At 59.1% G+C, this 11,687-nt stretch carries 11 protein-coding genes; 7 read left to right on the plus strand and 4 right to left on the minus strand.

Annotation, left to right across the window (positions count from 1 at the left end; translation table 11 throughout):
• Positions 1 to 7: 7 nt before the first annotated feature.
• Genes coq7 through AB6Q56_RS13120 form a run of 3 tightly spaced genes read right to left on the minus strand, consistent with a single transcriptional unit; the run spans position 8 to position 1,712 of the window.
• Positions 8 to 631, minus strand: coding sequence for a 2-polyprenyl-3-methyl-6-methoxy-1,4-benzoquinone monooxygenase (gene coq7, locus AB6Q56_RS13110; protein ID WP_434513610.1), 624 nt, complete (start codon positions 629 to 631; stop codon positions 8 to 10).
• 11 nt (positions 632 to 642) lie between these two features.
• On the minus strand, positions 643 to 1,161 hold the full coding sequence (locus AB6Q56_RS13115) for a CNP1-like family protein (protein ID WP_434513611.1): 519 nt from the start codon (positions 1,159 to 1,161) through the stop codon (positions 643 to 645).
• Positions 1,158 to 1,712: an RNA pyrophosphohydrolase gene (locus AB6Q56_RS13120; RefSeq protein ID WP_434513612.1), complete on the minus strand. Its 555-nt coding sequence runs from the start codon at positions 1,710 to 1,712 to the stop codon at positions 1,158 to 1,160. The genes AB6Q56_RS13115 and AB6Q56_RS13120 overlap by 4 nt, the downstream gene beginning before the upstream one ends.
• Positions 1,713 to 1,823: 111 nt before the next feature.
• On the opposite strand from AB6Q56_RS13120, the gene AB6Q56_RS13125 reads away from it, so the two are divergent.
• Positions 1,824 to 3,554: a proline--tRNA ligase gene (locus tag AB6Q56_RS13125; RefSeq protein ID WP_434513613.1), complete on the plus strand. Its 1,731-nt coding sequence runs from the start codon at positions 1,824 to 1,826 to the stop codon at positions 3,552 to 3,554.
• On the plus strand, positions 3,542 to 4,153 hold the full coding sequence (locus tag AB6Q56_RS13130) for a lytic transglycosylase domain-containing protein (RefSeq protein WP_434513614.1): 612 nt from the start codon (positions 3,542 to 3,544) through the stop codon (positions 4,151 to 4,153). Before AB6Q56_RS13125 ends, AB6Q56_RS13130 begins: the two co-directional genes overlap by 13 nt.
• Here the strand turns inward: AB6Q56_RS13130 and ffh are convergent, their stop codons facing one another.
• On the minus strand, positions 4,154 to 5,521 hold the full coding sequence (ffh, locus tag AB6Q56_RS13135; protein ID WP_434513615.1) for a signal recognition particle protein: 1,368 nt from the start codon (positions 5,519 to 5,521) through the stop codon (positions 4,154 to 4,156).
• A gap of 29 nt (positions 5,522 to 5,550) precedes the next feature.
• On the opposite strand from ffh, the gene AB6Q56_RS13140 reads away from it, so the two are divergent.
• The 5 genes from AB6Q56_RS13140 (at position 5,551) to AB6Q56_RS13160 (ending at position 11,638) form a co-directional block, all read left to right on the plus strand.
• Positions 5,551 to 6,390: a cytochrome C assembly family protein gene (locus AB6Q56_RS13140; protein ID WP_434513616.1), complete on the plus strand. Its 840-nt coding sequence runs from the start codon at positions 5,551 to 5,553 to the stop codon at positions 6,388 to 6,390.
• 3 nt (positions 6,391 to 6,393) lie between these two features.
• On the plus strand, positions 6,394 to 7,665 hold the full coding sequence (locus tag AB6Q56_RS13145) for an HlyC/CorC family transporter (RefSeq protein WP_434513617.1): 1,272 nt from the start codon (positions 6,394 to 6,396) through the stop codon (positions 7,663 to 7,665).
• A gap of 167 nt (positions 7,666 to 7,832) precedes the next feature.
• The gene (pilB, locus tag AB6Q56_RS13150) at positions 7,833 to 9,548 is read left to right on the plus strand and encodes a type IV-A pilus assembly ATPase PilB (RefSeq protein ID WP_434513618.1); all 1,716 of its coding nucleotides are present in this window, start codon (positions 7,833 to 7,835) and stop codon (positions 9,546 to 9,548) included.
• A gap of 15 nt (positions 9,549 to 9,563) precedes the next feature.
• Complete coding sequence (locus AB6Q56_RS13155; RefSeq protein WP_434513619.1) at positions 9,564 to 10,787, plus strand: type II secretion system F family protein; 1,224 nt, start codon at positions 9,564 to 9,566, stop codon at positions 10,785 to 10,787.
• Complete coding sequence (locus tag AB6Q56_RS13160; protein WP_434513620.1) at positions 10,787 to 11,638, plus strand: prepilin peptidase; 852 nt, start codon at positions 10,787 to 10,789, stop codon at positions 11,636 to 11,638. The genes AB6Q56_RS13155 and AB6Q56_RS13160 overlap by 1 nt, the downstream gene beginning before the upstream one ends.
• Positions 11,639 to 11,687: the final 49 nt, after the last annotated feature.

Consider the following 11,687-nt stretch of genomic DNA (forward strand, 5'->3'; position numbering starts at 1 on the left):
GGCTGATTTAGATGCGATAAGCAGTAAAGGTCATGAGCTTCGCCATGACCTTCATCCCCAACTTGATCGGCACTGGCAATTCGGCGGCACCGAAGCGAATAGCCATTTCGGCATGCTGGATTTCGTCGAGCCGCATGCGATCGACGATAGCCCGCGATTTGTCATCCTGCTCTGGGAGATCGACGAGATGTCCGTCGAGATGGGCCTCCACCTGCCTTTCGGTTTCCGCTAAAAAGCCCAGATTCCATTTATCGCCCATCACCCCCGCAGCAACCCCGAGAGAGAGCGAGCTGACGTACCACAGCGGATTCAATAGGCTTTTGCGCCCCCCGAGCTCCCTGATGCGCGACTCGGTCCAGGCCAAATGCTCGGTTTCTTCATCCGCCGCGCTCCGAAGCGATTCCTTGACCGTGGGCTCGCGCGAGGTCAGCGCCTGCCCTTGATACAAGGCCTGCGCGCAAATCTCTCCGCAATGGTTGACCCGCATCAGCCCACAAGCATGCCGACGCTCCGCCTCGCTCATGACCGGTTCCGAGAAGTCCACGCCGGGAACAGGGCGAACCGTGCGGGCTGGAGCAAAAACCGTGCGCAACGCGCGGTCGAATTCAAGTACCAGGCGATCAGGGGACATGGCGTAATGACTCAGCGACGAACATCCGGGTGCCCACCACGCACCAACGCATTGCGCGCCTCATCGGCAGTCCGCACCGGATTGCCGAACGGGCAAAAGTACTCAAGAAACAACACTGCGTGCTGGCGATTGGCATAGGCATCCGAAATGCGGACCCAATCACTGTGACGCGCCTTTGACCACGTTCCATCCGGACGCCCCGAGGCATAGATACGACGCGACTTAGACTCGCAGCGCATCCCCTCGAAGGTCACGTTACGCACACCGCTAGGTGTCTCGACAACCAGCACATAGCGGATCACCTGATCGGCACCCAAGCTCAAGCTCGGACCGTCAATATAGAAATGATTGGCCGTCGCTGCGCTCACATACAGCGGGATCAACGCATCACTGGCTGGCGGCGACGGAAACTGGACACCAATCTCCTGCCACTGCTTTGGAAAACCATCCTCGTCCTGCTCCGCCGTACTGGCAAACGGCGCCAGCGCCAGCAGGGCAAGCAGGGAGAACGCCACCGCCTGTCGTTTCATGGCGATTTCTCCTCCTCGTCGCCTGTCATATCGGACAAAGCGGCCTCGGCCTCGCGCTTTACGCGAAGCCCCTTGCGGTCAAAGTCGAGAAAACGGACGAGTTCATTGAGCGCCTGCTCATACACACTGCGCTTGAACTCGATCACGGCTTCGAGGGGAACCCAGTAATCGTTCCAGCGCCACGCATCGAACTCCGGCTTGCTCGTTGCCCGCAGACTGACATCGCTATCGCGCCCAACCAGCCTCAGCAAAAACCAGATTTGCTTCTGGCCCTTGTACGACCCGCGCCACTCGCGGCGAATCCAGTGTGTCGGCACTTCATAACGCAACCAGCCCTTGGTTCGCCCGAGGATACGCACATGTTCAGGCATGAGCCCGACCTCTTCGTGCAGTTCACGGTACATGGCCTCTTCCGGCGTTTCGCCGCGCTTGATGCCACCTTGCGGAAACTGCCAGGAATGCTCCCGTATGCGTTTACCCCAGAAAACCTCGTTTTTGGCGTTACAAAGAATGATGCCGACGTTCGGGCGATAGCCTTCGCGATCGAGCATAAAAATCCTGCAAAATTAATGGTTGCCCCGATTCTTTCACAAAGGGCGTTCACATGCAAAGAAGCGGGACCGTGTAAAATTGAGGTTTCCCAACGAATTCAAGAGCATCCCATGCGCACTTCGCAGTTCTTTTTCACCACTCTCAAGGAAGCACCGGCGGACGCCGAAGTCATCAGCCAGAAAATGATGCTGCGCGCCGGCTACATCAAGCGGGCCGCCGCTGGCATCTACACCTGGATGCCCCTGGGACTGCGCGTCCTGCGCAAGGTCGAAAATGTCGTCCGCGAAGAAATGAACAATGCCGGAGCTCTGGAACTGCTGATGCCGGCCGTTCAGCCTGCTGAACTGTGGCAGGAATCGGGGCGCTGGGAGCAGTACGGGCCTGAACTGCTGCGCTTCAAGGACCGGCACCAGCGTGAATTCGTCATCGGACCGACACACGAAGAAGTCATCACGGACGTTGTCCGCCGCGACGTGAAAAGCTACCGCCAGCTGCCCATCCACCTCTATCAGGTACAAACTAAGTTCCGCGACGAAATCCGCCCCCGTTTCGGTGTCATGCGCGGACGCGAATTCCTGATGAAGGACGGCTACTCCTTCCACGCCTCGTTCGATGACCTGAAGCGCGAATACGGCAACATGTACGCGACGTACAGCCGCATCTTCACCCGCCTGGGTTTGAAGTTCCGCGCTGTCGCCGCCGATACCGGTTCCATTGGCGGTACCGGGTCGCATGAATTCCATGTCCTGGCCGAATCCGGCGAAGACGACATCGCCTTCTGTCCGGCCTCCGACTACGCGGCCAACGTTGAACTCGCCGAAGCGCTTGCTCCGACCTCGCCTCGCGCCACCGCCGCTCAATCGATGGAAAAGACGCACACACCGGGCAAGATGGCATGCGTCGATGTCGCCAAGTTTCTCAACTTGCCGCTCGACAAGATCGTCAAATCCATCGCGGTCGTTAGTGAAAAAGAGGAAGGGCAACCGACTTTCGCGCTGCTTCTGGTGCGAGGCGACCACGAGCTCAACGAAATCAAGGCCAGCAAGATTGCCGTAATCAATCCTTTCCGCTTTGCCACCGAAGAAGAAGTGATCGAGCATCTGGGCTGCAAACCCGGCTTCATCGGCCCTGTCGGCATCGACCGGGAAAAGATCACCGTGATTGCCGACCGCAGCATCGCCGTCATGAGCGATTTTGTCTGCGGGGCGAATGAAGCCGGCTACCACATGACCGGCGTGAACTTCGGCCGTGACTTGCCGGAACCCGAGGTATTCGACATCCGTAACGTCGTTGCCGGCGATGCATCACCCGATGGCAAAGGCACGCTGGATATCTGCCGCGGCATCGAAGTCGGCCACATCTTCCAACTGCGCCAGAAATACGCCCAGGCATTGGGCTGCAGCTACCTCGACGAGAACGGCAAGAGTCAGACCATGGAAATGGGCTGCTATGGCATCGGCGTTTCGCGTATCGTTGGGGCCGCCATCGAACAGGGCAACGACGAGAAGGGCATCGTGCTGCCGCCTGCCATCGCGCCATTCGAGGTGTGCATCGTGCCGATGGGCTACCACAAGAGCGAGGCGGTCAAGGTAGCTGCTGACCAGTTGTACGCCGACCTGAAGCAGGCCGGGCTCGATGTCGTGCTCGACGACCGCAACGAACGCCCCGGCGTCATGTTTGCCGACATGGAGCTGATCGGCATTCCGCATCGCGTGGTGATCGGCGAACGCGGCCTCAAGGACGGCCAACTCGAGTACAAGGGCCGCCGCGATGAAGAGGCGACGATGATTGCCCAATCCGACATCGTTTCCACCCTGCAAGGGAAGTTGTGCGCCGCCTGATCGCCGCGCTGTTGTTGTCCGGCGCGTCGGCGGCCTACGCCGGCGCGCAGAAGTACGAAGCACTATCGGCCAGTGCGCAGGCTGCCCTGCACAAGGCCGTTTCCGATTCCCGGCCGAGCGTCAGTTCATTCAAGACGCCAATGGAGGCCGTCGATTGGCTGGCCGCGATGTCGCCGCGCCTGGAGAAGCGGATTCCCAACCGCGAATACCGGATCGACTTGCTACGCAGCGTGCATTACGAAGCGACGCGCGCCGGCCTCGACCCACAACTGGTGCTGGGACTGATGCAGGTCGAGTCGGGTTTCCGCAAATATGCGGTTTCGTCGGCCGGGGCGCGCGGCTACATGCAGGTCATGCCGTTCTGGGTAAAACTGATCGGACGCCCGGAGGACTCGCTGTTCGACCTGCGCACCAACCTGCGCTACGGCTGCACCATCCTGCGCCATTATCTGGATATCGAGAAGGGTGATCTCTTCCGCGCCCTGGGCCGCTATAACGGCAGCCTGGGCAAGCCGGAATATCCGAACATGGTGCGCGCCGCCTGGCAGAACCAGTGGTTTTACGACAAGCCGGCCCGCCTGGCGCAAGCCGGCAACTGATCAGCGCCCCAAGCCACCCATGCCGGGCAGCATGCCCTTCATGCCGCGCATCAGCTTGCCGATACCACCTTTGGAAAACTGTTTCATCATCTTCTGCGTCTGCTCGAACTGATTGAGCAGGCGATTGACTTCCTGAACCTGAACCCCCGCCCCCATCGCGATACGGCGCTTGCGGCTGGCCTTGATCAGTTCCGGCTTGGCGCGCTCCTGCGGCGTCATGGAATTGATGATGCCTTCGACGCGACCGATGATCTTGCCCTCCGCTCCGGCCGGCAGCGCCCCTGCCACCTGGGCGATCTGCGCCGGCATCTTGTCCATCAGGGCGGTCAGACCGCCCATATTGCGCATCTGGGCCATCTGCTCCTTGAAATCGTTCAGGTCAAAGCCCTTGCCTGATTTCAGTTTCTTGGCGAAAGCAACGGCCTTCTCTTCATCCAGCCCCTTGCGCGCCTCCTCGATCAGCGACAGCACATCGCCCATACCGAGGATACGCGACGCCATCCGCTCGGGATGGAAAGCCTCCAAACCGCTCAGCTTTTCGCCGACGCCGGCGAACTTGATCGGCTTGCCGGTGATATGGCGTACCGACAATGCTGCACCGCCCCGTGCATCACCGTCCAGTTTAGTAAGCACGACACCGGTCAACGGCAATGCTTCATTGAATGCCTTGGCGGTATTGACGGCATCCTGACCCAGCATGGCGTCAACGACGAACAGCGTTTCGATCGGACTGATGGCCGCATGCAAGCGCTTGATTTCGGCCATCATCTCTTCGTCGATCGCCAGGCGGCCGGCCGTATCGACGAGCAGCACGTCATGGTAGTGGCGCTTGGCCCAGTCGATTGCTGCGGTCGCAATGGCCTCGGGCTTCTCGCCGACGGAAGACGGGAAGAAATCGACACCAGCCTGACCGGCAACCGATTTCAGCTGTTCTATGGCGGCGGGCCGATAGACGTCGCATGACACCACGAGAACCTTCTTCTTGTGGTTCTCCTTGAGGAACTTGCCCAGCTTGCCGACCGTCGTTGTCTTGCCGGCACCCTGCAAACCCGCCATCAGGACAATAGCGGGGGGCTGGGTATTGAAATTGATGCCTTCGTGCGCGTCGCCCATAACCTTGGCCAATTCGGCATGAACAACGCCAATCAAGGCCTGCCCTGGGCTCAGCGAACCGATAACCTCTTCGCCGACCGCCTTTTCCTTCACCGCGGCAATGAAATCCTTGACCACCGGCAAGGCGACGTCTGCTTCCAGCAGCGCCATGCGGACTTCGCGCAAGGCATCGGAAATATTGGATTCTGTCAGGCGCGCCTCGCCCTTAAGCGTTTTCATGACGCGGGCAAGGCGATTGGTCAGGTTATCAAGCATGTGCGTTGGGCTTCTAGTAGAATTCAAGGATGTCCGACATTGTAATTCAGCTTCTGCCGCACATCCTCGCTGCCCTGATATATGGCGCACTCGGTTTCCACTTCTGGAACACGCGGTGGCGCGAAGTCGAGGGCCAGTGCGTCGCCTGCCCCATGCAAACCTGGGAGCGCGCCGCCATTGCACTGGCGCTCATCATTCACGCCACCGGGCTCTACGACGCCCTGTTTACAGAAGCCGGCATGCGTTTTTCCTTCAGTTTTGCGCTATCGCTGATGATGTGGCTTGCTGTGCTGATTTACTGGCTGGAAAGCTTCATGGCCCGGATGGAGGGCATGCAGCCGATGGTCTTGCCACTGGCGGCCGGCTGCACCTTGCTCCCAGTGATTTTCCCGAATGTGCACCTCGTGGCCCACGCCAGCGCCACCGGGTTCAAGCTGCACTTCCTCGCCGCCATGCTGGCCTACAGCCTGCTGACCCTTTCTGCCTTACACGCCATTTTCATGGGGTTCACGGAACGCTCGCTGCACAATCGCTCGCTGAAACGCAGTCTGGCCAGCCTGCCCCCGTTGCTGGCCATGGAGTCGCTGCTATTCAAGATGCTGCTGATTGGCTTCATCCTCTTGACGCTCACCGTTGGCAGTGGCGTTTTCTTTTCCGAGGCACTGTTCGGCAAGCCGCTTTCGGTCGATCATAAGACGCTGTTCGCGTTCGCCTCCTGGGGAATTTTCGCCACCCTTCTGATCGGACGGCACGCCTGGGGCTGGCGCGGCAAGCGTGCCCTGCGCTGGACGCTGGCCGGATTTGCACTATTGATCCTGGCCTATGTCGGCAGCCGCTTCGTAGCGGAAGTGGTGCTCGGGCGCATTTAACCTGTGGACGACATACCTCTTTCGGCGCAGCTAACCGCCCTTGCGCTGCTGTTAGCCATGTCGGCCTTTTTCTCGCTCAGCGAAACGGCCATGATGGCATCCAACCGTTTCCGCTTGAGGCATCTTGCCCAACAAGGACACCACGGTGCCCAGAAGGCTCTGTCGCTGCTGAACACCACCGACAAGATGCTAGGTGTCATTCTGCTTGGCAACAATTTGATCAACGCAGCGGCTGCCACCCTGGTCAGCGTGATCACGATCGAATTATTTGGCGAGGGGAAATGGGCTCTCGGCGCGGGGACCCTGGCAGTAACCTTCGCCATTCTGGTATTCGCAGAAATCACCCCCAAGATCATTGGCGCAACCCATGCCGACCGCTTGGCCTTGGTGCTCGGCTATGTTTTGACGCCGCTGCTGCGGCTGTTCTACCCGATCGTCTGGTTCGTCAACCTGTTTGCCAGCATGCTGCTGCGCGTCCTGCGGCTAACCCCGGCGGCCAGCAACCAGCCACCACAGCTGTCACAGGAAGAGCTGCTCAGCCTGGTCCTTGAGTCCTCGCACATCATCCCGCAAAAACACCGCACGATCCTTTCCAGCCTGTTCGAGCTGAACCGAATCACCGTCGAGGACGTCATGACCCCTCGTGGCAACATTGAAATTCTCGACATCGACCGTCCATGGGAAGAGGTCAAGAGCCAACTGGCCACCAGCTATCACAGCCGCCTTCCAGCCTGCCGCGAGTCTCTTGATCAGTTGCTGGGCATTCTCCCGGTTCGTCGCCTACTGGGAAGCATCGGCGACGATTCGTTCGACGAGAGCGCGCTGATGCAGCAGGTACAGCCGCCTTACTACATACCTGCGGGGACGCCAGCGTTTTCCCAACTGGCTTTTTTCCAGGAGAACCGGCAACGCATTGGATTTGTCGTGGATGAGTACGGCGAAATCCTCGGACTATTGACGCTGGAAGACATCATCGAGGAGTTCGTCGGCGACTTCACAACCTCGATGCCGGGCCTCGGACAGGAACTTTGCTGGACGGACAAGGGCGAAGCGATTGTCGAGGGAGCACGCCAGTTACGCGACATCAACCGCATGCTCGGGCTTGATTTCCCACTGGATGGCCCCAAGACGCTCAACGGGCTGATACTAGAACACTTTCAGGATATTCCGGAATCGGGAATCAGTATCAAGCTGGCGGGCATTGCGGTGGAAATCCTTCAGACGAAAGATCGGCGCGTGGTAACCGTCCGCATATTCCGCCCTGCGCCAGATTAAACAAGGCGGACGAACCTTTACAAACAGCCTGCTGCGTAGCATCATCAACCGATCTATACGGCATTTAAGCTCATTCGATGGCAGCAACACCTCAAAATCCTCCTCTTAGCGGCTTGGCGCGTGCGCTTGTACAGGCCGGGCAACTCAAGGAGGCCGAGGCCGATTCGATGGCAGCAACACCTCAAAATCCTCCTCTTAGCGGCTTGGCGCGTGCGCTTGTACAGGCCGGGCAACTCAAGGAGGCCGAGGCCGAACAACTGCTGGCCCAAGCCAGCAACAGCAAGACATCGCTGATTGAGCAGATCATTGCCAGCCAGAAAGCCAGCGCACTGGATGTGGCCCGCTTTGTTGCCGACACCTTCGGCTACCCGCTGCTCGACCTGAACGCCTTCGACGAAGCACACATCCCGGCCGACGCCATCGACCGCAAGCTAATCGCCACGCACAAGGTAATTCCTCTCAACAAGCGCGGCAATCGTCTATCCGTCGCCATCGCCGATCCGACGAACTTGCGTGCACTGGATGAAATCCGCTTCCAGACCGGCCTTGCCGTCGACCCGATCGTCGTTGAGCACCCCAAGCTGGCCCCGCTGGTCGGAAAATACGCCGAGTCCGCCGCCGAGACGCTGAAAAACTTGGCCAGCGACGATATCAACCTCGACTTTCTCGACGAAGAAGCCGCCGCAAAGTCAGATGATGCAGCCGGCCAGGAAATTGACGACGCACCGGTTGTCAAATTCATCCAAAAAATGCTCCTCGATGCCATTAACGATGGCGCATCGGACATTCATTTCGAACCTTACGAGAAGTTCTATCGGATTCGTTTCCGCGTTGACGGCATCCTGCGCGAGGTTGCTACCCCGCCACTGGCAATCAAGGAAAAAATCGCCTCGCGCATCAAGGTCATCTCCCGCCTGAATATTGCCGAAAAACGCGTTCCGCAGGATGGCCGGATGAAACTGGTCCTATCCAAGAGCCGCGCTATCGACTTCCGGGTCAGCACCCTGCCCACCCTGCAGGGCGAAAAGATCGTGATGCGTATTCTGGACCCGACTTCCGCCACGCTCGGCATCGAAGCACTGGGCTACGAGCCGGAGCAAAAAGCCGCCCTGATGGATGCCATCAGCCGCCCCTACGGCATGGTACTGGTCACCGGCCCCACCGGCTCCGGCAAAACGGTTTCGCTCTATACCTGCCTGAACATCCTGAACAAGGACGGCATCAATATCTCGACCGCCGAAGATCCGGCGGAAATCAATCTCGCCGGCATCAACCAGGTCAACGTCGACGACCGCGCTGGCCTGACCTTTCCTGTTGCCCTCAAGGCCTTCCTGCGCCAGGATCCGGATATCATCATGGTCGGCGAAATCCGCGACCTAGAAACGGCCGAAATATCGATCAAGGCGGCCCAGACCGGCCACCTGGTTCTGTCCACCCTGCACACCAACGACGCCCCGCAGACGCTGACCCGCCTGATGAACATGGGCGTCCCAACCTTCAACATTGCCGCCAGCGTCCTGCTGATCACGGCGCAGCGTCTGGCGCGCCGCCTGTGCAACTGCAAGAAACCGATGGAAATCCCACGGCAGGCGCTACTCGACGCCGGGTATGCTGAAAGCGACCTCGACGGATCCTGGACACTTTATGGCCCAGGGGGATGCGACCGCTGCAAGGGAACCGGATATAAAGGCCGGGTCGGTATCTATCAGGTAATGCCGATCTCGGAAGCAATGCAGCGCATGATCATGAGCGGCGCATCGGCGCTCGACCTGGCCGCGCAAGCCAAGACAGAGGGCGTCAAGGATCTCCGGGAGTCCGGGTTACTGAAAGTCAAACAGGGTGTTACCTCGCTCGACGAGGTTCTCAGCACCACCAACGCTTAATCAAAGGGACAACGCATGGCTACCGCACGACCGAAGGCCTCGGCAGTCAAGGAAAGCACCTTCCAGTGGGAAGGCAAGAACAAGGACGGCAAAGCCGTACGCGGCGAAATGCGTGCTGCCAGCGAATCGGTCGTTCAAACGACTTTGCGCCGACAAGGCATCTCCAACGCCAAGGTCAAGAAGCTGCGCTTCAAGACCGGGGGCAAAATCACCGACAAGGACATCACCCTGTTCACCCGCCAACTGGCGACAATGATGAAATCCGGCGTCCCGCTCCTGCAATCCTTCGATATTGTTGGTCGCGGCCACGCCAATCCAGCCGTTGGCAAACTCCTTCTCGACATCAAGGCCGATGTCGAGACCGGCAGTTCGCTGTCCCAAGCGTTCCGTAAATATCCGCTGTATTTCGACGCCTTGTTTTGCAACCTGGTGGCAGCCGGCGAGCAGGCAGGTATTCTCGACACCCTGCTTGACCGGTTGGCAACCTACAAGGAAAAAATTCTTGCCATCAAGAGCAAGATCAAGTCAGCCTTGTTCTACCCCATTGCGGTGATCGTGGTCGCCTTCGTCATCACCGCCGTCATCATGATCTTCGTGATTCCGGCCTTCAAGGACGTATTCAAGAGCTTCGGCGCGGACCTGCCGGCTCCGACACTACTTGTCATAGCCATCTCCGATTTCTTCGTCGCCTACTGGTGGGCCATTTTTGGCGCCATCGGCGGTGGCCTCTATGCATTCCTGGAGTCCTGGAAACGCTCAGAAAAGGTGCAGATGGCGATGGATCGCCTACTGCTCAGAATGCCTGTTTTTGGCGACATCGTTCGTAAATCCGTCATTGCCCGGTGGACCCGTACCCTGTCGACCATGTTCGCCGCTGGCGTTCCTCTAGTGGAATCTCTGGAGTCGGTGGGCGGCGCGTCAGGCAACTTCGTATACAAGACCGCTACCCGGCAAATCCAGGGCGAAGTATCCACAGGCACCAACCTGACGACCGCGATGCAAAACACCAACCTGTTCCCCAACATGGTCACCCAAATGGTCGCCATCGGAGAGGAGTCCGGAGCGCTGGACTCGATGCTCGGGAAAGTTGCCGATTTCTTCGAACAGGAAGTCGACGATGCCGTCGAAGCCATGTCCAGCCTGATGGAGCCGATGATCATGGTCATCCTCGGCACCCTGATCGGCGGCATGGTGGTAGCCATGTACCTGCCTATCTTCAAACTCGGATCGGTCGTTTGATGATTCCGGAAACACTGTGGGGGCTGGCGGTGGCTGCCGGCCTGTTGGGCCTTTGCGTCGGCAGCTTCTTGAACGTCGTCATTCATCGCCTGCCCAGGATGATGGAAAACGACTGGCGAGCACAGTGTGCGGAATTGCGCGGAGAAGAGGCTGCTCCCGTGGAAACGCTGTCACTCGCCAAGCCTCGCTCGCGCTGCCCATCCTGCGGCCACCAAATCGCTGCCCTGGAAAACATCCCCCTCCTCAGCTACCTGCTGATCCTGCACGGCAAGTGTTCAGGCTGCGGTGCAGCCATTTCGGCCCGCTATCCCATTGTCGAAGCGCTGACTGGATTGCTGTCGGCCTATGCGGCCTGGCACTTCGGCCCAACAGCCCAGGCAGTAGGTGCGCTACTTTTGATTTGGGCATTGATTGCCCTCTCTGGCATCGACCTCGACACACAGCTTCTTCCTGACTCGATCACCTTGCCGCTGCTGTGGTTGGGCCTGGCGTTCAATCTGTGGGCCACCTATTGCGACCTTTCGTCGGCCGTCATCGGTGCCATGACCGGCTATCTGGCCTTGTGGAGCGTGTTTTGGCTGTTCAAGCTGGCCACCGGCAAGGAAGGCATGGGCTACGGGGACTTCAAGCTGCTCGCTGCACTCGGCGCTTGGCTCGGCTGGCAAATGCTGCCGGCCATCATCCTGCTCTCCTCTGTTGTCGGCGCAGCGGTCGGCATCACCCTGATCGTAGCCGCGCGCCATGGCCGAAATATCCCCATTCCGTTCGGCCCCTACCTTGCTGCAGCCGGGGCAATCGCTCTTTTCTGGGGACCACAGATTACCAGCGCCTATCTCGGCATGATCGGTTGAAAACGGCAAATCGGCCCCGATATAACCGACCTGAACTCTCGGTTATAAT

Origin of the sequence: Dechloromonas sp. ARDL1 (genome assembly GCF_051122455.1) — a bacterium.
Taxonomy (GTDB): Bacteria; Pseudomonadota; Gammaproteobacteria; order Burkholderiales; family Rhodocyclaceae; genus Azonexus.